This window comes from Acinetobacter sp. YH1901134, from assembly GCF_013416965.1.
GTDB classification, from domain to species: domain Bacteria; phylum Pseudomonadota; class Gammaproteobacteria; order Pseudomonadales; family Moraxellaceae; genus Acinetobacter; species Acinetobacter amyesii.
The window spans coordinates 77,218-98,957 of the sequence record NZ_VPEW01000009.1 but is presented as its reverse complement, the minus strand read 5'-3'; the positions used below and the strand labels follow the sequence as shown (position 1 = coordinate 98,957).

Annotated in this window: 13 protein-coding genes; 5 read left to right on the top strand and 8 right to left on the bottom strand. The window is 40.9% G+C overall.

Annotated elements, in window-relative coordinates; all coding sequences use genetic code 11:
- Positions 1-88: 88 nt before the first annotated feature.
- From FTV50_RS10935 to FTV50_RS10925, 3 genes are all read left to right on the top strand, one after another.
- Positions 89-1,903 (top strand): tetratricopeptide repeat protein, encoded by a 1,815-nt coding sequence (locus tag FTV50_RS10935; protein WP_180024420.1) that lies wholly within the window; start codon positions 89-91, stop codon positions 1,901-1,903.
- Between the two features lie 236 nt (positions 1,904-2,139).
- Positions 2,140-4,914 carry a type VI secretion system Vgr family protein gene (locus FTV50_RS10930; RefSeq protein WP_180024419.1) on the top strand — a complete coding sequence of 925 codons (2,775 nt, stop codon included), beginning with the start codon at positions 2,140-2,142 and terminating at the stop codon, positions 4,912-4,914.
- A gap of 13 nt (positions 4,915-4,927) precedes the next feature.
- Positions 4,928-8,020: a hypothetical protein gene (locus FTV50_RS10925; RefSeq protein WP_180024418.1), complete on the top strand. Its 3,093-nt coding sequence runs from the start codon at positions 4,928-4,930 to the stop codon at positions 8,018-8,020.
- Between the two features lie 20 nt (positions 8,021-8,040).
- Here the strand turns inward: FTV50_RS10925 and FTV50_RS10920 are convergent, their stop codons facing one another.
- From FTV50_RS10920 to FTV50_RS10885, 8 genes are all read right to left on the bottom strand, one after another.
- A complete protein-coding gene (locus FTV50_RS10920; protein ID WP_180024417.1) occupies positions 8,041-8,991 on the bottom strand; it encodes a formylglycine-generating enzyme family protein in 951 nt (316 codons plus the stop codon).
- A 130-nt stretch (positions 8,992-9,121) separates the two neighbouring features.
- The gene (locus FTV50_RS10915; protein ID WP_180024416.1) at positions 9,122-10,525 is read right to left on the bottom strand and encodes an efflux transporter outer membrane subunit; all 1,404 of its coding nucleotides are present in this window, start codon (positions 10,523-10,525) and stop codon (positions 9,122-9,124) included.
- A gap of 10 nt (positions 10,526-10,535) precedes the next feature.
- Positions 10,536-12,515 (bottom strand): MacB family efflux pump subunit, encoded by a 1,980-nt coding sequence (locus FTV50_RS10910; RefSeq protein WP_180024415.1) that lies wholly within the window; start codon positions 12,513-12,515, stop codon positions 10,536-10,538.
- Positions 12,516-12,517: 2 nt separating this feature from the next.
- On the bottom strand, positions 12,518-13,870 hold the full coding sequence (locus FTV50_RS10905; RefSeq protein ID WP_180024414.1) for a MacA family efflux pump subunit: 1,353 nt from the start codon (positions 13,868-13,870) through the stop codon (positions 12,518-12,520).
- 136 nt (positions 13,871-14,006) lie between these two features.
- Positions 14,007-14,990 carry a DNA polymerase III subunit delta gene (gene holA, locus FTV50_RS10900; protein WP_180024413.1) on the bottom strand — a complete coding sequence of 328 codons (984 nt, stop codon included), beginning with the start codon at positions 14,988-14,990 and terminating at the stop codon, positions 14,007-14,009.
- 9 nt (positions 14,991-14,999) lie between these two features.
- Complete coding sequence (gene lptE / locus FTV50_RS10895; RefSeq protein ID WP_078192675.1) at positions 15,000-15,533, bottom strand: LPS assembly lipoprotein LptE; 534 nt, start codon at positions 15,531-15,533, stop codon at positions 15,000-15,002.
- Positions 15,534-15,730: 197 nt separating this feature from the next.
- Positions 15,731-18,352 carry a leucine--tRNA ligase gene (gene leuS / locus FTV50_RS10890; RefSeq protein ID WP_180024412.1) on the bottom strand — a complete coding sequence of 874 codons (2,622 nt, stop codon included), beginning with the start codon at positions 18,350-18,352 and terminating at the stop codon, positions 15,731-15,733.
- A gap of 127 nt (positions 18,353-18,479) precedes the next feature.
- Positions 18,480-18,821 carry a DUF4124 domain-containing protein gene (locus FTV50_RS10885; RefSeq protein ID WP_257223907.1) on the bottom strand — a complete coding sequence of 114 codons (342 nt, stop codon included), beginning with the start codon at positions 18,819-18,821 and terminating at the stop codon, positions 18,480-18,482.
- Between the two features lie 699 nt (positions 18,822-19,520).
- Here FTV50_RS10885 and FTV50_RS10880 point away from each other — a divergent pair.
- Positions 19,521-21,248, top strand: a complete 1,728-nt coding sequence (locus FTV50_RS10880; RefSeq protein WP_078192673.1) for an acetolactate synthase 3 large subunit — start codon at positions 19,521-19,523, stop codon at positions 21,246-21,248.
- Positions 21,245-21,736: an acetolactate synthase small subunit gene (gene ilvN / locus FTV50_RS10875; protein ID WP_078189625.1), complete on the top strand. Its 492-nt coding sequence runs from the start codon at positions 21,245-21,247 to the stop codon at positions 21,734-21,736. Before FTV50_RS10880 ends, ilvN begins: the two co-directional genes overlap by 4 nt.
- The last annotated feature ends 4 nt before the right edge of the window (positions 21,737-21,740 follow it).

The following is a 21,740-nucleotide window of genomic DNA, read 5'->3' as shown; positions in this document are numbered from 1 at the left end:
AGCACCAAATTCGGTGCTTTTTTTGTATATAGAATTAAAATCAGACACAATGTTGGAATAATTAAAATATTGATTTTTTGGGGCGAGTATGTGGTTTTTACTGATACTAATTTTGGGGATGGGAGCACTTGCGTTTTGGATGTGGAAAAGACCCGATCCAGTGAAACGCGATCAGGCTAAAGCGGTTGGGCATGACTTGTGGATAGACCAATTAGATGCACAGCTGAAATTTGCAGAACGTTTAATGCTTGATGCACCAACCGACTATGCGCGTGCCTATGAGTTGTATCAAAATTTGGCCAAACAGCATGAAATTCCACAGGCCTATGTCGCTATGGGACAGATGCATTTACAAGGCTTAGGCAGAGAAGTCAGTGTGGAAAATGCGCTGGCTCTATTGGAAAAAGCCAATAGTTTAGGCAGCGATGATGCTGCATATGTGTTGGGGCAAGTTAAAGAAGGTATCTATGGCGGTGTACCCAATATTGAAAAAGCACAGTATTGGTATCGACATGCTATTTCACGCGGTCATTTGGATGCACAATATCGACTCGCCGAACTAAACCCAGAAGATCAGACACATGCCGAGCAGCAACATTTAGATTTGTTGCAAAAAAATGCGGACAATGGACATGCCAATTCACAGTATCAATTGGCACAGTTCTATTTAAACCAAGCCACGCCAAATATTGCTCTGGGATTGGAATATTTACTGAAAGCTGCCCAACAAGACCATATGGCGGCTATTCAGCAATTGCAGCAGTTCTATGCGCAAGGAAAGTATCTTGCGCAAAATGATGAAAAGTCATTGCAATATTTAAAGCGAGGATTGCTACTCGGGCACCAGCAGCAGTTGTATGAGTATTATCAAGCAGTATTGATGGGTAAGATCGACGTCGATCAGCGTCAGCGGGTTTATCATGATCTTTTGCAGCAGGCCAAAGAGCACAAAGTTGCTGCAGCCAGCCGATTATTAGGTATTGCACATTTTCATGGTTGGTATTTGGAGAAGCAGGAAACTTTAGGTTTTCGCTTTCTGACCGAAGCTGCTCAACTTAAAGATGCTGATGCAATTAGTCTTATTGCAGCGCTGTATTTTGAAAAGTATTTGGTTCGTGATGATCCGCAAAAAGCATTTGAGTTATATCAAACAGCGTATCAATTCAAACCATTATTCATTAACCAAGTCGGTTTGGCCCTATGCTATCTACACGGCGTCGGTGTTGAGCGAAATATCAAGCAAGCGCAGCAACTTTTAATTGAAGCTGCTAGGCATTTAAATAATATGTCCATTACTTGTGTCGCGGATCAAAACTATGTGATTGGACGTTTTTATGCATTGCCAGAGTATCCATTAGCACATCGTGATCAGTGTCTGAGTTATCTGGAAAAAGCCGCAGAACAAGGTTCGCAGGATGCTGCTTGGTATCTCTACCGTTTAGCCGTGGACAATATCTTGCCTGATCTACAGTTTGATGATAGTCAAACACAGCGGGCATTGTTGAAAGCGGCAAAATTAGGTCATCCTGATGCACTCACGCAACTAGGTCTAGTTAATTTAAAAGGACAATGGGGAACACAAGATTTCCAACAAGCGTTGCAGTATTTCTCGCAAGCGGCGGGATTAGGAAATGTGACTGCCTTGTACCAGCTTGGTGAAATGTCAGAACATGGTTTGGGTGTGCAGCAAGATTTAACTCAGGCACATAGTTATTATGCACAAGCGGCTCAGGGGATGAATGCTGCGGCGTTAACGCGATTGGGCTATTTATATATTCATGGCATGGGCGTAGAGCGTGATCTTAAAATTGCACAGCAATATTTGGAAAAAGCGGCCTTGCAAGGCTATGTCGAAGCACAAGAACAATTGGAGAATATTCACGCATTTTTAAATACTAATTAATCGTGATGCAAGGTAGTAAGGTGGTATGAAGAGACCTGAAGTTTAGTTTGATGGTCTCTATATTTTTTTAATGCAGAAATAAATAGAGTAAAAATAACATAAAGAATTGATGTGAAAATTTGAATTTTTACTTACATAAAACCCAACAAAGCAGGCAGTTTATGCCTAGAAAAATATGAGTTTTTTTGATTAAATACCCCGCATATTTTATAAAAATCTGATTTTAGATAATAACGATGCTGAACAATATATATTCTGCACTTGAGAAATTGGGCATTAGTCCACAAAAACGTGCCTTGCATATTCAATTTTCCAATACCACGCTGAATGAACAAGTATTCTTGCAACGTATTGATGGGGAACATGCCTTAAGTGAAGGTTTGAATGTTCAGCTCATCTGTCTCTCAACTTCTGCCACCTTAGAACTCAAACAATTTATTGGTACACAAGTCGCAATCGATCAGGTAACCGATGCGGGTCAACTTTTTCGTATTACCGGGATCATTACAGAAGCATTTCAAGGCCAAAGTGATGGTGCATTAACGCTATATAAGTTGACCTTAGAAGATGCAACGGCATTGTGGCATAAGCGTCGTAATAGCCGCGTGTTTATGAATAAATCGGTCAAAGATGTGGTCGAGATTATTTTTAAGGAATGGCAAAAAAAGAGCCCACTTTTTGCAGCGAGCTTAAGTTTGGACTTAAGTGGCTTAAAAAAAGAGTATGACGTTCGACCATTCATGATGCAAAGTAATGAAACCGACTATGATTTTATTACCCGCTTATTACGCAGTGAAGGCATTCATTGGTTGGTTGATGAAGCTCAATCTTTTGTAACATCGTCTGCGACACCCATAGCAGCTCAAAAGCTACGTTTGATTGATGATAATAGTCAATATCAAGCTTTGGAGCGACGTAATATCCGTTTTCATCGCAGTAGTGCGACTGAAAAAAATGACAGTATGACCAGTTTTATCGGTCAGCGCAGTCTGCAGCCGACGTCGGTACATGTGCAGCGGTGGCAGGCGGATGTGCTTGAACAGGACGAGGGGGGTGGTGCAGTACAAAGCAAGCACCTACATAGTCAAAATCAAGATAATGCGAGCTTAAGCTTAGAGCAGGCATGGCATGTGAGCCCTGCATGGACGCAAGATCTGAATGGTGAAGATGCTGCAACAGCTTCTAATAGTGCTCAAGTAGAACGTCTCAATCAAAATTTTAGTGATTATTATGCAGCTCAAGCCAAACAATTTATTGCTAAAAGTACCGTGCGTGATACACAAGTTGGTTATTGGTTCAAATTGGATGAGCATCCAGAGATTGACCAGCATCGTGGTGCCGATCAAGAATTTTTGATTTTATCTAAGTCTTTTTATAACCAAAATAATTTACCCAAAGACTTAACCGATCAAGTTACACAACTGATCCATCAAAGTCAGTGGCAAGTCAAACAAAGCGATGCGGATGAACGCCAAGCCAATACCTTGGCTTTGCAACGTCGAAATATAACGACCGTCCCTGAATTTAATCCACTTACACATCGACCAGTAACACATCCGCAGCGTGCCAAAGTTGTGGGTCCTGCTGGTGAAGAAATCCATGTTGATGAATGGGGAAGGATAAAAGTCCGTTTCCTATTTACCCGTTCCGATGATCATGGCCATGATGGCGGTGCAGGTGCGAACAATAATGACACAGACTCGGCTTGGGTTGATGTGCTGACGCCTTGGGCCGGTGAAGGTTATGGTGCGCGCTTCTTACCTCGAATTGGTGAAATAGTTGTCGTTGATTTCTTTGATGGCAACATTGACCGACCTTTTGTTGTTGGTCGTATTCATGAAGCGCAGCGTAGTCCTACTAAATTTGACAATAAAGGACAATTACCCGATACCAAAAAACTTGCGGGAATTCGTTCCAAAGAAGTGGCGGGAGAGGGTTTTGGTCAATTACGCTTTGATGACACCACGGGGCAAATTAGTACCCAGCTGCAAAGTAGTCATGGTGCGAGCCAACTGAACCTCGGTAAGCTCAGTCATCCAAAAGATAAAGCAGAAAGTGAAGATCGGGGTGAAGGTTTTGAGCTGCGGACAGATCAATGGGGGGCGCTACGAGCTGGACAAGGTTTATTACTTTCGACCCATAAGCAGAATCAAGCAGGTGGGGTGCATTTGAATGCCAATGAAGCCCATACTCAAATCGAAAGCGCATTGAATAATGTTAAAGGGCTGAGTGATGTAGCGAAAAACCAACAGACCGACCCTCTTGAAGTATTGGAGAGTCTTCAAGCCTTTATTGAGATATTAAGCCAGGATGATCAGCAAAAAGCTGCCGAGTTTAAATCAGCCATTATGGTCTTGGCCACACCCAATTCGATTGCTTTAAGCAGTAATGAAGATATACATGTATCTGCAAATGGTCAAATCAGCCAAACTGCAGGCGATAGTATGAACATTTCCACGCAAAAATCTTTAATAGGTCATGCAGGCAAAAAAATCAGTTTATTTGCAGCGCAAGAAGGATTGAGAGCATTTGCTGGGAAAGGGAAAGTTGAAATTCAGGCACAAGGTGATGGACTCGATCTAATTGCACGTAAGGGCATTCAGATTATTTCAACCGAAGATACGGTATATATCACCAGCCCTAAAGAAATAAACTTAACTGCGGGTGGTTCACAGATCAAACTGAATGGTTCGGGCGTGTTTCCGACTACGAGTGGGAAGTTTGAGGCGAAAGCGGGGCAGCATAAGTTTGTGGAAGGGGAAAAGGTGGAGGTTCCACCAATTAAATTAAATACGTCACCTTGTTTCTTAACATTTGAAATTGTCGATGAATTTGGTAAGCCAGGACAAGGTGTTGAATATGTAGTTTTTAAATCTGATGGTACGCAAAAAATTGGTAAGACTGATGCTAATGGTAAAACGGAAAGATTTGAAACTGATGGTCCAGAGCAAATAGGTGTGCATATTTCAGATAAAGACGCTTCAAAATATAAAATTATGCAAAATAACTAAATTGGATAAGAAAATGGATAAATATTACGTTATTGATAATAAAATTCAGCTTAGTAAGCAGGGGGGGGGGGCGCTCTCTAAAGTAAAATATAAAGTACAAATAGTACAAAATAACAAAGTAGTTAAAGAGATACAGGATGTAACTGATGAAAATGGGCAAACAAAAAATGTAATAGTAGAGAGTATTTGCCAACTAAGATTTTTTGTTTATGGATTTAAGAGTCCTTATTCAGCTAAAAGTGAATGGATGATCCCATTATTTTCTAAAAGTGATGTAAGTAATATTATTGTCATTGATGAAGAGAAGTTACTTGAAAACTCTAAATTTCCAAGTGAACAGAAATATGAATTAAGAAAGAAAGAATTAAAAAATACAATAAAAGTAATGAAAGAGAATTCTACGAAGAGAATTCTTTTAAACAATGGTATCGGAAAAATTAACCTTCAAAAATCAGTTTTTGAATTATCGGGTAGTAAGCCAATAGACCCAAAATTTGCAGAAATACTGAAAAATAAAAGCTTAAGTAATAGTAATGGTTTGATTGAACCATTTGAGCGGTCACTTAATGATTTAGGCAATAGTTATATTGAATATAAAAAGAAATGTACACAAAAAATTTATAAAGCTAAGATATTTTTCTTGAAGACGTATTCTGTTTTTCAGTTTATGAATTCACAGTTAAAACCTATATCTAATATTCAATATCAAGTATTTGAGAAAAATAATAACAAGCCAATTTTAAATAATTTTCCAAAGAGTGCTGAAAAAAATGGGGTAACAGGAATCGCATTCACTACCAAAAGTAGTCAGGTTAAATATAAAATAGGAAATCAAGTTAAAGAGAGTGAATTTTTCCCCCCGATCACTTGTATTGATAAAAATCAAATTAATCAAATTCGTATAGGTGTAGCAATGGGTGGGAGCAGCCCGAATGAAAATACTACTGTCGGCTTAGGTAAAGCTAAAAAAATACCAATTGTAGTCAATCCTCATACTGATGAATTGTTAATATTACCTCCGGATGCTTTCGATACATTTGAAAAAATAACGCGTGACTTAGAAGATTCTATAAAAAATATACATCGTACAAAATATGAATTAGATGAAAAAATGAACTATTTATCTAGCTCTACTGCTAAGTCTACTGCTGAAATTGAAGAAATTGAAAAAAGATTAAATATTAATCAACAAAAAGCAATAGAAAAATTAAATGAAAAATTTGGAAATAAAGCAGATTTGCGAGAAGTTTTGGTTTTAGAAACCAAAGGAGATACTAAAACAGGGGAAAAACAACTATTAAGAAAATATTTAACGGCGAAGGAATATGATCAATTAAAGTCAAAGCGACTAAATTTTGAGGCAAAAGTAAAAATAAAAGCTGCGGCAGTTAAATCTAGGAACTATGAAGAAGATGGTGATATAGAAATTGATTTAGTAGATATGAAGAAAAGCTTCGATGACTTAAAAGAGCAACTAAGCGTAGAAATTTATAAAAAGAAATTTGGTGATGATGAAAAAGTAATATACGACATGATAGGGGGGATTGGTGGCGAAATTGCAGAACAATATAAAAATAGTAAAGGGGTTAATGTTAGTGTTGAGTCGCAATGGATGCGCTTAGTTGCTGGAAATGGAGGCGAGGCTTCCATACATGCGACTAATAAAGGAACTTCAATAAGAGCAAAAGGCGATCTCTCTGCAAAATTTGTATTATTTGAAAAGCAAAAAGAATGGAGAAGCTTTTATCCAAGTGAAAATGGTTGGAATTTAGAGGTCGGAGATATGGCACTAGGTACTATTCGCTTTATTCGCGGTTGTAGTTTACATGGTTTTGCTGGTGCAAATATTGGATTGGCAGGTAATTTATCGGTTGATTTGCCAATGACTGTTGGTGCGCCTCAAGTTGTTTATCCTACGACACGGACACCAAGGCGTACTAATGCTACTTCCCGCGGAATTTTAGAGCCTACTGATACAGATTTTGACAAAACAACAGAAAATCAAGTAACAGCTGAAGTAAAAGCATTTGGTGGAGCCCAAATTGGTGTTACTGTTTTGGGCTCTTTAGAGTGGTATAACGATAAAACAGAAAGTCCGGCTAAGTTTGTTAATTTAGCCTCTGCTGCGCCGACGGTGGGTGGAAGTATTGGCGGTGGGTTTGAGGGGAAATTTCAAATATTTCTTGAAGGTGGAAAATTTAAATTCCGTGTGGCTTTGCATGTATGTTGGGGAATTGGGGCAAAGGGAGCTTTAGACTTTGAAGTTGATTTTAAGCAAATGTGGCATTTTGCGCTGTTTGTAAAAAGTCAATTATTACAAGCGTCATTTAAACAGCTTTTATATATTAATGAATTAGCTTTCACTGCATTAGCGCAAATATTAGCTTATTGTATTGGAGATAATCATCCTTTGACACAAAATGTTAATGAATTAGTCATTGATTTTAGTGTTTGGATAAGTGGCCTTTCTTCTGATCAACAACGTTATAGAGCCGCTATGAATATCAACTCACCTAGTGGTTTAGATGGTTTAGTCATTGCCTCACCTGAAACCAAGGGGATATTGATCTATGGGGTAACACACTGGACAACTCGCACTGCTTCTTTGTTTGATATGACGATTAGCATGAGTGGTTTAGATGTAGAGATTAACCGTTTTGTAACACGGAAAAATGCTATTATTAATATATTTAAAACCTGTATCTCCACTCAGGAATGGATGAATGTAATTCAACATGTGCATCCTCGTGCTAAAACCCAGTCCAAAAGTAATATGCAAAAAATTGAAGGGGATATTATTCGCTTTTTAAACTATGGTGAAGATGCCAGTATTGCTGAAGATATTATTATTGCACTCAATTCCGGGGGAGATTATGCAGGTGGTCGAGAGAACCAATGGTTAAAAGATTTCCTCAAATACCGTAAGCAGGCAAAACCGATACAAGGTTACCCTTTGAATCATTTAATTGTAAAAAATCAAGATGATATGCAATTTAAACAGTTAGATTATATGGGTGGTTATGCAGACAATACTGCTATTTTAGCATCAAATTTAGATATTCTAGCGCCATTTGAAGATCAGGAAATACAACTCTATCAAACTTGATAGAGTTGTATTGGGTGAAACTACATAATTTTTTTAGTTTGGTTTACTACACAGCGTACAGAGTTGTCAAAGTTTGGATTGATTACTCCCTTAAATCTTTCAGGGAAATCTACTGGTTGAATAGGGTGAGTATGACTACGCCGTACAGTTAAACCCTCCCCCATCTGCAAGGTTTGGCCATCTAGAGGTTTAGCACTACGGAGGACTTTCTCAGTTCCTGCTTTAGGGCCTTTCGGGTTTTTTTCAGGGGAATGTTGATAATAATCTGCTGCATACCAATCAAGCATCCATTCATAGTTGTCTGTAATTAAATCATAAAAACCTAGTGCTGAAGCTGGGTATCTGCCTATTACAGAAATTTCAGCACCAATAGACTTAAATTCATGAAATAATGCTTGTCGCTGTTTAAAACTCCATACATTTACGCCATTTTCAATTTTACCGGAATTGGTTGGAAAATGAATTTTTTGACCTCTATTACGGGCTGCATATTCCCACTGAGCTTCGGTTGGGAGGTCCATGTTAAGTTTTAGCTGCTTTCCTAACCATTGGCAATAATTTCGTCCTTCTTGCCAAGAAACACCTGCAGAGGAAACTGGATATCTAAATTGTGATGAGTGAGACTCAGTTGAACCTACTTTAGGGGTATTGGTTGCAGCGCTGTATATGTCCAAGTCTGCATAAGTGGCTTTATAAGCAGACATGCTAAAGCTATCTAGAGTTACTTTGTGAACAGGTTTGCTATCAATCTTGCTGTCATAATGATCAAAATCTCCCATCATAAAAGTACCACCTTCCACAAAAATCATATTCTTCTTGGTTTTTTCTAGCAATTTTTGAATTTTGGATTGTAGCTCAGGAGAAGCACTTTTTTGATTAGTAGAAGGAGTTTGTGGCTCATTCGCACTTTTTGCACAAGCACTTAAAGCAAAAGTAGATAGTAAAATAATGGCTAAATTTCGATTGATCATATTCTTTAAAATTATAGAGTTGTTAAAATACTGCCAAAGAATAAAGCAATTTTAATATCTCAAAAAGAGAGTTTTTGTTATTTAAACCCTTTAGATGTAAAAAAAGCCCCTCAGGGCTTTTTAATATAAATCAAGGCAACTGCTTAATCGGACTGCCACCCAACGCCTGCATCAAAGTCACATAAGCATTGTATTGACTTTGCTTCGTCTGAACCAAAGATAGTCGAGCATTACGTGTGGTTTCTTGTGCATCGAGTAAGTTTTTCAACGCAATGGCACCATTTCGATAACGTACTTCTGTTAAATGTTCAGTCTTCTCTGCAAGCTGTAAATTACGTTCTTGTAATGCAACTTGTTGGCTTAACTCAGTACGATTGGATAGTGCATTTTCCACATCGGCAAAAGCCTGATACAAGGTCTGACGATATTGAATAATGGCTTTTTCATAGTCTAAGTCACTAATCGCAAGGTCTTTCTTCATATCATTATATTGCAAGAAAGGTAAACTTAAACTTGCACCCAAAGCCAAAGCGGGGTTTTGCAATAAGTTACTCAAAGAGGTACTACTCGAGCCTAAACTGCCAGTCAAACTGATCGAAGGATAGTAACTGGCTTTCGTTGCATCTTTATTTGCCAAAGCTTTACGTAATCTTAATTCGCTCGCTTGTAAATCTGGACGGCGAGACAACAACTCGGCTGGTAAATCCGCTGCAATCGTCGGTAATGCAATTCGAGGTAGGCGCTGCGGCTCTGAAATATTCAGTTGTTGCACAGGTTGATGCAATAACACAGCCAATGCAGTACGTGTTTCCACTTTTTGTTGGGCAATTTGGCTTAAGGTCGCTTTTTGACTTTGGACCGACTGTTCCGCTTGAGTTAGATCTAAACCTGACACAGCACCGGCTTTATATTGCACCTTGACCAAGTCATAGGTTTTTTGCGTACTGGCTAAGTTTTGCTGCGCAATACTGTAGCGCTCATTTAAATAGCCAAGTTGCCAATATAGGTTTGCTGTTGTCGCAATCAAACTTTGGGCAGTGGCTTGCAGGTCTTGTTCAGTCGCTAAAGCTTCCCATTTTGCTGCCTCAGTCTGGCTAGCCAAGCGACCAAATAAATCTACTTCATAACTAACGCCACCACTGAGTGATACACCTTTTGATGAGTCATCACCTGAGTTAAGGTCAAAGTTATGTCCAGTAGAGACACTTGAACTCACGCGTGGCCCTTGTTTATTTTCAGCTAAACCTGCTTGTAGTCGAGCTTGCTGTAAATTAATACCTGCTACAGTAAGGTCTGTATTCGCAGCTAAAACTTGATTCACTAACTGGTTTAATTGAGCATCATTAAACAATGTCCACCATTGGTCAGCATAAGTATCTGCATGAACTTGCTGACTCATGGCTTTCGCATTTTGAAATTGCGTCGGGATTTGTGTTGCAGGGGCTTCATACGGCGTCTTAACCACAGCGGCACAGCCGACTAAGCTACTTCCGAGAATGAAGGCACTTGCAAGTTTAGTTAAGGTCATTTGCATCATTATTTCCTTATTCGCGAGAAAGCGCATCGACAGGGTTCAGCTGTGCGGCATTACGTGCAGGAATAAAGCCAAACACAATACCAATCATACTAGAGCAGACAAAAGCAGCAACAATAGACGTTGTTGAATAGGCCATTTGGAATGTTCCGCCGGCAAAATGACTAATCAATTGTCCAATACCTAAAGATAATAAAACCCCAAGTACACCGCCTAAAATACACACCAACACCGCCTCAATCAGGAACTGTTGTAGAATGTCACTTTGACGGGCACCCACGGCCATACGTACACCAATTTCTTGGGTACGTTCAGTCACAGAAACCAACATAATGTTCATGACCCCAATACCACCGACGACCAATGAAATCACTGCAATAGCAGATACCAATAAGGTCATTGTTGCCGTGGTTTGTTGAATGGTTTCGCGGATACTATCGGAGTTCTGTGTAAAGACATCTTGCGCGCCATGACGTTGTACCAATAAGCTTAAGATGGCGTTCTCAGCAGCAGCACTTGGATATTCATCTTTCACTCGGACAATGATGCTACGTACATTCGACTGACCTAACATACGACTCATGACCGTTGAATAGGGTAAATACACATTCAGGCTATCTGAGTTGCCCATCATGCTTTTTTGTTCTTCGATCACGCCAATGATACGGCTCGGCACACTGCCTAATAAAATCACTTGACCCACAGGGTTGGTGCCATCTGCAAAGAAGGTATTTTTAGTATTACTATCAATCACCACATCTTGCGCTTGCTCAGTCACGCTTTCTTTATCAAAAGGCTGACCCGAAGCGAAGTTCATTCCTTTGACATAGAAGAAATCTTCACTCACGCCATTCACTGTGGTCGACGCTTCTGTATCTTTAAAACGTGCTGTGACAGATGAATTAACCGAAGGACTAACGCCATCGACATAAGGTTGCTCAGCAAGGGCTGTCGCATCGGCTGGAACCAATGTTTTTACTTGGGAGGATCTGGAATTATCACCAAAGCCTCGACCTTGATACACCGTGATGGTATTGGTACCTAAACTGCTGATATTTTCTAAAATTTGCTTTTGTGAACCATTCCCAAGAGCCACAACAGAAACCACAGAAGCAATACCAATAATGATCCCGAGCATGGTTAAAAATGTACGCATCCGGTGTGCATTCATGGCAAGGATCGCCATACGGAAGGCTTCACCTAAACGGTCAACGGCAGAGCGCCAGCTTGAGGTTTTTTTCTGTGTGTTTGGAACGAGTTGCTGTTTTTCTAAAGGTTCATCATCTGTTTCAGGTACATTGGGCTGATCTGAGATGATATTACCGTCAGAAATTTCAATAATTCGAGTCGCATTTTTTGCAACATTATGGTCGTGCGTGACCAAAATAATGGTATGACCTTTGGCATTGAGTTCGCGCAAAATCCGCATCACTTCAATACCACTATTCTTATCTAGTGCACCGGTCGGTTCATCGGCAAGAATAACATCGCCACCATTCATGAGGGCACGCGCAATCGATACACGTTGTTGCTGACCACCCGAGAGTTGGCTCGGACGGTTTTGGGTTTTTTCACCCAGTCCAAGATCGGTTAGTAGTTGCTTGGCACGTGCATTGCGTTCGGTTGCATCTGCACCGGCATAGATTGCGGGAACTTCAACGTTACCTGCAGCATTCAAATCACCGAGTAAGTGATAGCGCTGGAAAATAAAGCCAAAATATTCACGGCGTAACTGTGCCAGTTCATCTGGTTCAAGTTCACGCGTTTCGCGCCCTTTGACTTTGTAGCTGCCATTTGTGGGTTTATCTAGGCAACCTAAAATGTTCATTAGGGTTGATTTACCAGAACCGGACTGACCTACAATCGCCACCAGTTCACCTGGGTAAATCTCAAGATTGACCCCTTTTAGAATCTGGACTGTGCTTTCACCGGCAGGGAATTCACGAGTCAGATTCTTGACCTCGAGTAGAGGCGTCTGATATTGACTCATAATTACATTCTCATTGGGCCGCCAGCACCACCGCGGTTGCTGCGTTTCGCTGAATCATTTGAAGTATCAGAACCGTCGGCAATCACGACTTTGTCACCTTGTTTTAAGCCACGGATCACTTGTGCGGTCACACGGTTATTTAAACCGAGTAATACCTGTTGTGGTTGAGCTGAACCATCGGCTTGTAGTACACGAACCATCGCAACGCTGGCTTTACCTTGTTTGACCAATGCTTTTTCAGCTTCAGTCAGTTCTAAACGTTTAGGACGGTTTGGATTGTCTTTGTTCGATCTAGCTTCTGCGCTGGCTTTTTTATCAGCAGATTCACCATTTGCAGATGCATTATTACGGCTACGTTGTGGACGGTTCGAGGTTTGAACGGCTGCAGCAGGTACAGTCAAGACATTCTTGGCTTCATCTAAAATGATATACACCTGAGCAGTCATATCAATACGCAATTTACCGTCTTCATTTGGGACATCAAATAACGCATTGTAGTAAACCGCAGTACTTGAAGACGAAGAGGTGTTGTTGTTACTTTCGGTGTTAATTGAGTTTGGCGCAGGTTCAACTTGGCGCAGGGTAGCATAGTGTTTTGTTTCACTGTCGCCCAAGGTTGTAAAATAGACGTTTTGACCTTCTTGGACTTTCATCACATCGGCTTCAGAAATTTCAGCTTTAATGGTCATGGTGTCGAGTTTTGCCAATTTCACAATGGTTGGCGCACTTTGGTTGGCGTTTACGGTTTGACCTTCTTCAGTCACAATCGCCACGATGGTTCCATCCATAGGTGCAACAATTTGTGTATAGCCTAAGTCTTCTTTTGCAGTCGCTAAAGTTAAACGTGATTGTTCGATTTGTGCATTAATGGCTGCAATATCAGCTTGCGCAGTTTTATAACTTGCTAGCGCAGATTCAAGTTCTGCACGACTAGTCGCGTCTTGAGCGTACATTGCTTGTTGACGATTATATTCAGCTTGGACTTTTGCAAGATTTGCTTGTTTAACTGCCAATTGCGCTTGTTGGTTTTTGATGCTGGCTTCTGCAGTTTTTAAATCATTTTCCTGACGTACAGAGTCAATACGGGCAATCAGCTGACCTTGTTTCACTTCATCACCGAGTTGCACATACATCTTTTTCACCTGACCAGAAACCTGTGCACCAACACTCACCATTTTGGTTGCTTCAAGTACACCTGTTGCAAGTACAGAGTTTTCAATGTCACCACGACTCACTTCAGCAGTAATATATTGCGGCTGAGTTTCTTTAGGTTTTAGGAAATGCCATGCAGTGACAGCGATTGCCAAAGCAACGATGATGGCTACGATCAATTTTGCTGGTTTTATTTTTGGCATGATTGGCAGTTAAAAGTTTATAAAGATGATTGAATTATAAGATTTAAATACGGATAAATTGTGAACTTTTTGAACAAACAGTAATGATAATTATTCTTTTATACTGCAATGCAAGTTATTACAGCCTTTTATTAGACTAGAAGAGTCTGCGCCCACACAAGCTGGCAATAGCTTGTTGTACCAAGTGCTCAGGATTTTCATGACCTAAACCTTTTATTGACGCGTCTAAACGAAGTAATAGGGCAGGCCAAGTCAAAAAATCGTTCGCATTTAAACGGCGTAACGCTTGTTGATACAGCCCGACTTTGGTTTTCCAAATACCGATTTGCAAGGCATTTTGTGGCTGCTCAAACAGTTGCATCAGCAAACGCATTTCCTTACTGATACTCCATAAAATCAGCGACATCGGCTCGCCTGAAGCGATTAAGTATTGAAAGATTTTTATCGACTGTGCCAAATTGCCTTGCAGCATTGCATCATTTAAATCGTAAGTGGTGTAGCGTGACTGATCTTGTAAGCAAGAGTACAGATGATCAATCTGAATCATCTCTGCTTCAGGAAAAGTATCTGCGACACGCATTAAACTATTTTTTGCCGCCAGTAAATTGTGCTCATGATGCTGTTCTAGCCATTGCCAAGCATCATTGGCGAGCTGAATGCCAAGCTTTTGCGCTTCAACGGCCAAAATTTGCTGACGATCTTTAGGGTAGTTTGCAGTCAGTGCAACATTGACTCCATTGGCATCAATGGTTTGGAAAAAACTGGTCTTTAAACTCGCACTGTCTTGCTTCGGCATGACCACGAGCAGCAAGTTACTTTCATTTTGCTGCAAATAGCTTTTTAACAGTTTTAGTCCATTGGCATCGGGTTTAATGCTGCCATGTGCCTCAATTGCCAGTTGACTGGAAAATAATGACAAGCTATTTAAAGCATTAAAGACATTTTTCCAATCAGCAGTAGAGCTAATATCATACCGTTGACGCTCGATTTCTCGAGCATTCCAACTCTTACGAAATGCATCGAGGAGATTTTGTTCAAGTAATGGCTCTTGACCATGCAGCACCCAGGCACCTTGCGCTTCATCTACACGTTTTAATGCCTGAAGATAGTCAAGTTTCATAAATCAAAATTACTCAGCTTTGGTCGGTGCAGTTAGTGGGTTCGCTTTTGGTAAGCGGTTTGATGAAATTTGGCGCACGATCTGTTGTGCAATGTCATCAATAATCACTTGTTTTAAATATTTTTCTTCTTGGTCATCAGTGTTCACGGTTGCTACGTCGTATTGGTAGCTACGTGTTGCCATCAATGTACGTGGTTCTGTCACAGGGTTACCTTGAGCATCTTCAATTTGGAACGTCACATTCAGGCGCAGTAAAGTTTCAACCAATTTACCATTGAGTTCTAAACGTCGCGGAGTGTAATCCAACACATGTAAGACATAGGCATTTTGATTATTGCTCAATTGCACGCCTGCAGAACCTAAATAAATCGCTAACTTTTCATGTAAGTCATCCGTATCTTCAGGAAGTGCCAATCGCATATTGGAATAGGCTACAGGTACAGCAGCAGGGTTGGTGCCTTTTAAATGAAAACCACAACCGACCATGCCTGCGCTCAGGCCCATAGTTAATACAATTGCAGCAACACGTTGAACCAAGTGCATAAAGTGTCCTCTGTTTCCCGAAGGGATAATGTTGAAATCCTGTGTGGATTGTAAAGTCAAAGCCCGTTGACTCGCAACGGGCTTTGTTTGGGAATTGTGAAATCCTTATATTCCCTCTCCTCATAGGAGAGGGTTAGGGAGAGGTTAATTACCCTCATCCCAACCTTCTCCCAAAGGGAGAAGGAAATATAAGGAATTTAAACCACCAAGTTCACTAATTTATTCGGCACCACAATTTCTTTCTTGGTTGGACCAGTCAAGAATTGCTGAACTTCAGGTAATGCTTTTGCTTGTGCCAAAATGTCATCTTTAGAGGCATCGACAGACACTTCTAATTTGCCACGAAGTTTACCGTTCACTTGCACTACAATCGTTTGTGTATTGCGAGTCAGCGCAGATTCATCTACCGCAGGGAAGCGTGCTGATGTTAATTCGATACCAAACTCAGCCAATAAGGTTTGGCTTAAATGTGGTGCAAACGGAGCAAGTAAAGTTAGAAGGGTAATGATTGATTCACGTGCAACGGCAACGTCATTGTCATCTTTGGCTTCAAACTTATTGTTTGCATTCAAAAGTTCCATCATCGCAGCAATCGCGGTGTTGAAGGCGTGACGACGTGCAATGTCATCACCCACTTTTTGAATGGTTTCGTGTGTTTTACGACGCAAGTCTTGTGCAGCGGTAGATAGTGTCGCTTTCTCGATGTTTGCAGCAGAGTTCCCTTGTTCAAGGAAACCAGATGCTAGGCGCCATACACGTTTTAAGAAACGGTTTGCACCTTCAACACCTGCGTCAGACCATTCTAGTGATTGATCTGGTGGCGCAGCAAACATCATGAACACACGCGCAGTATCTGCGCCGTATTGATCAATAATCGCTTGCGGGTCGATACCGTTATTTTTCGATTTCGACATTTTCTCTTGACCACCAACGATAACGTCCTGACCATCTTCTTTATATTTAGCAGAAGTGATACGACCTTTTTCGTCTTTTTCAAGTTCGATGTCAGCAGGGTTAAACCAAGTCTTCTTACCTGAATCAGCTTCACGGTAGTAGGTATCCGCAAGCACCATACCTTGAGTAAGCAAGTTGGTGAATGGCTCGTTACCTTGTACCACACCTTCATCACGCATCAATTTGTGGAAGAAGCGTGCATAGAGTAAGTGCAGAATCGCATGTTCAACACCACCGATGTATTGGTTCACAGGAAGCCAAGTTTGACCCGCTTCAGGTTTCACCATGCCATCCGTAAAGTCTGGAGATGCGTAACGCGCATAGTACCAAGACGATTCTACAAAGGTATCTAGCGTATCTGTTTCACGACGAGCATCGCCACCACAGCATGGGCAAGTGGTTTCATAGAACTCAGGCATTTTGTTGAGTGGATTGCCTGAACCGTCTGGAACCACGTCCGTTGGCAATACAACTGGAAGCTGTTCTTCAGGTACTGGAACCTGACCACATTTTTCACAGTTGATCATAGGAATTGGACAACCCCAATAACGCTGACGAGAAACACCCCAGTCACGTAAACGGAATTGAACTTTTACATTTGCAAGCTTTTGAGGCTCAAGTTTTGCAAGGAATGCATCGAATGCGCCTTGGAAATCTAAACTGTCAAATTCGCCTGAATTCACCAGTTTGCCTTCTTTAGAACCGTACCATTCTTGCCAAGTGGTTGCGTCAAAGTCTGCATCGTCTGCACCTTTGGCATCAATCACTTGCTTGATGGTTAAGCCATATTTGTTGGCAAATTCGAAGTCACGTTCATCGTGTGAAGGCACTGCCATCACCGCACCTGAACCGTAAGACATCAAGACGTAGTTTGCGATCCAAACAGGAACTTCTTCACCTGTAACTGGGTGCTTCACAGAAAGACCAGTTGCCATGCCTTTCTTTTCAGCAGTCGCAAGATCAGCTTCTGCAACAGAACCCATACGGCATTCTTCAATAAATGCAGCAAGCTCAGGATTGCTTTCCGCAGCTTTAAGTGCCATCGGATGTTCTGCTGCAACCGCAACATAAGTCACACCCATGAGTGTGTCAGCACGAGTGGTAAATACAGTTAAACCATCTGCATAAACGTCTGGATTCGCTGAAGGGAAGGTAATTTCCATACCCTGTGAGCGACCAATCCAGTTACGTTGCATGGTTAAAACTTGCTGTGGCCAGCCGTCTTTTAATGTTTCTAAATCGTCAAGTAATTCTTGCGCATAGTCAGTGATGCGGAAGTAGTACATTGGAATATCACGTTTTTCGACCAATGCACCAGAACGCCAGCCACGACCATTTTCAACTTGTTCGTTTGCTAAAACAGTTTGGTCTACAGGGTCCCAGTTCACTGTTGAAAGCTTACGGTAAATTAAACCTTTTTTATAAAGCTGTACGAATAACCATTGTTCCCAGCGGTAGTATTCAGGTGTGCAAGTTGCAAATTCACGATCCCAATCTACAGAAAGACCTAACTTTTTAAGCTGATTACGCATGTAATCAATGTTTTCAAAAGTCCATTTTGCAGGAGCGACTTGATGGGCAATTGCAGCATTTTCAGCAGGTAGACCGAAAGCATCCCAACCCATGGGTTGTAGCACAGTTTCACCTTGTAAGCGGTGGAAACGGCTGATCACGTCACCAATTGTATAGTTACGCACATGACCCATATGCAGTTTGCCACTTGGATAAGGGAACATAGAGAGGATATAACGACGTGGTCCTTCTACTTGGTCGGCAACTTTGAAGGCTTTGCGATTTTCCCAGTCTTGTTGGACTGTAGGTTCAATCGCACTGGCTTGATATTCAGGGTCAATGTGAGTAGTCATAAACGTAAATAGAAATAACGGTTAAAAAGTTTGTGCTACAGCATAGCGCAAAATACGCCTAGAGTGAATTTTGCGATGCTGCCTAGATGTAAATAATTTAAGTCAAAATTGAAGGCTTTGGCGTAAATTATTGTGGTGCGGAGGCTACGGCTTGACCTTGGCGGAGCGCTGCATTGGCTTCGCGTTGTTGTTCCGCTAGTTGCTCATTTTGTTCATTCGACTGTTCGGCTTCACGTGAAACCTCTTCTTGGTTTTTTGCTGGAGTTGATTGCGTAGTCGTTGTTGCGCCATAGGTATTTACTTTACCTTTACGCTGCGCATTTTTGGGCGGTGGCGTGGTGGTGTAATGCGTTGAACCTTTTGCATCTACCCATTTGTAATATTCTTTCGCTGAAAGCTCCAAACTGGTCAGGCAAAACGCCATGCTAGATAAAATACAGGCAGTGCGAGCAATCGTCGTCTTCATCATAAATTCAGTCCCAAAGTTATAGTGATCATGCAAAATTATGCTGAAAATTTTGCGCTTTTTTGACAGCAGAATCTATGCATTTTTTAGCACAAAGGATAAAAGGGGCATCGTGTGGAATGAATAACTTTGTGAATGATGAATTGTGGAATTAATAAGCAATCAAAATATTGTGTTTTTATCATTTAATCCATGCCTTAAGTTGAAAGTGAGGCAATTGAATTAAAAACCCACAGCAATTCATTTAATTTATTTATTATATTTATAAAAGTATTTTATTAAATACATGCTAACTGGTTATAAATAAACAAACTACAAAGAATGCAAAGAACGGGAGTGTGCTTAAAAAACAAACGGTCTGTAAGTAATCAGAAAAAAGCCCATTTTTAAACTTGACTTTAATGGTTGAAACTACAAAAATGCTGTCTTTAGTTTTATATGCCTTAGATCGATCACCCTTCGAATGAGTGCATTTTAGCAATGGACTTCTTCTCTAGCCGAGAGGTTGAACAAAGCCAACAAAATATGTTTATCCCAACATGTTTTAGACCCCATATTGCTCAAACAGCAAGCAGGTCAGATTTTTTTCTTATTGCTATGAAAACTATGAAATTTGTGTGCTATAACAGAGCACACAGTTAATGAATTAACCACGACAAATGCCCTCCATTTGTGCGTGAAAAAAGATTAGGGTGAATCACGTTGGAACTTTTATCTGGTGGTGAAATGCTTGTTCGCGCTTTAGCGGACGAAGGCGTTGAACATGTTTTTGGATACCCAGGCGGCGCAGTACTCCATATTTATGACGCGCTATTTCAACAAGAAAAAATCAATCATTACCTAGTGCGCCACGAGCAAGCTGCTGGTCATATGGCTGATGCTTACTCACGTGTCACAGGTAAAACAGGTGTCGTATTGGTGACATCTGGTCCTGGTGCAACAAATACCGTAACTCCAATTGCAACTGCCTATATGGACTCAATCCCAATGGTGATTTTGTCAGGTCAGGTTGCAAGCCATCTTATCGGTGAGGATGCGTTCCAAGAAACGGATATGGTCGGTATTTCGCGCCCAATCGTAAAACACAGCTTCCAAGTACGTCATGCAAGCGAAATCCCTTCGATTATTAAGAAGGCATTTTATATCGCTTCAAGTGGCCGTCCGGGTCCTGTTGTTGTTGATATTCCAAAGGATGCGACGAATCCAGCAGAGAAATTTGCTTACGAATATCCTGAAAAAGTGAAAATGCGTTCGTATCAACCGCCGCATCGTGGTCACTCAGGTCAAATTCGTAAAGCAATTGATGAATTGATTCATGCTAAACGCCCAATTATTTATTCAGGCGGTGGTGTGGTTCAAGGCAACGCTTCTGCACAGTTGACAGAACTTGCACATTTATTGGGTTATCCAGTAACCAGTACCTTAATGGGTCTTGGTGCGTATCCAGGCAATGATGAACAGTTCATCGGTATGTTGGGTATGCATGGTACTTACGAAGCCAATATGACCATGCACAATGCAGATGTGATTCTGTGTGTAGGCGCGCGCTTCGATGACCGTGTAACCAATAATCCAGCGAAATTCTGTCCAAATGCAAAAGTCATTCATATTGATATTGACCCAGCAACGATTTCAAAAACAATTATGGCGCACATCCCAATCGTGGGTGCAGTAGAGCCTGTATTGACTGAAATGTTGGCGCAATTAAAACAATTGAATGTGTCTAAACCAAATCCTGAAGATATCGGTGCTTGGTGGAAACAAATCAATGAATGGCGCCAAGTTCATGGTTTGAACTATGACAAACCAACTGATGGTTCGATGAAGCCACAGCAAGTTGTTGAAGCATTGGATAAAATTACCAATAGTCAAGCCATCATTACTTCAGACGTTGGTCAACACCAAATGTTTGGTGCGCTTTACTACAAATACACACGTCCACGTCAATGGATCAACTCAGGTGGTCTAGGAACCATGGGTGTAGGTTTGCCATATGCTATGGCAGCTAAACTTGCCTTCCCAGATCAACAAGTAGTGTGTATTACTGGCGAAGCATCGATTCAGATGTGTATCCAAGAACTATCTACATGTAAGCAATATGGCTTGAATGTAAAAATTCTATGCTTGAATAACCGTGCATTAGGTATGGTTAAGCAATGGCAAGACATGAACTACGAAGGTCGTCACTCAAGCTCGTATGTTGAGTCACTTCCAGACTTCCCTAAATTAATGGAGGCGTATGGTCATGTAGGTATTCAAATTGACCATGCAGATGAACTCGAGTCGAAGCTTGCTGAAGCGATGGCGATCAATGACAAGTGCGTGTTTATTAACGTAATGGTTGACCGTTCAGAGCATGTATATCCAATGTTGGTTGCTGGCCAGTCAATGAAAGATATGTGGTTAGGCAAAGGAGAGCGCACACAATGAGACATATTATCTCTGTACTTGTAGAAAACGAAGCAGGTGCGCTTTCACGTTTGGTAGGTTTATTCTCTCAGCGTGGTTATAACATTGAGACATTAAACGTAGCGCCAACAGAAGATCCGACGCTTTCGCGTTTGACTTTAACCACGTATGGCGATGAGCATAAAATTGAACAAATCACCAAACAACTCAACAAGCTTGTCGAAGTTGTTAAAGTTGTTGATTTGTCTGAAGGTGCTCATATTGAACGTGAATTGATGTTAATTAAAGTCAAAGCACTTGGTTCAGCGCGCGCAGAAATTAAACGTACTGCGGATATTTTCCGTGGACAAATCGTAGACGTAACACCAACGACATATACCATTCAAATCGCAGGTACAACTGAAAAGATAGATGGTTTTATTGATGCCTTAGCTGAAAATACAATTCTAGAAGTTGTACGTTCAGGTGTTTCAGGTATCGCACGTGGCGAAAAAGTTTTAACTATCTAATTTT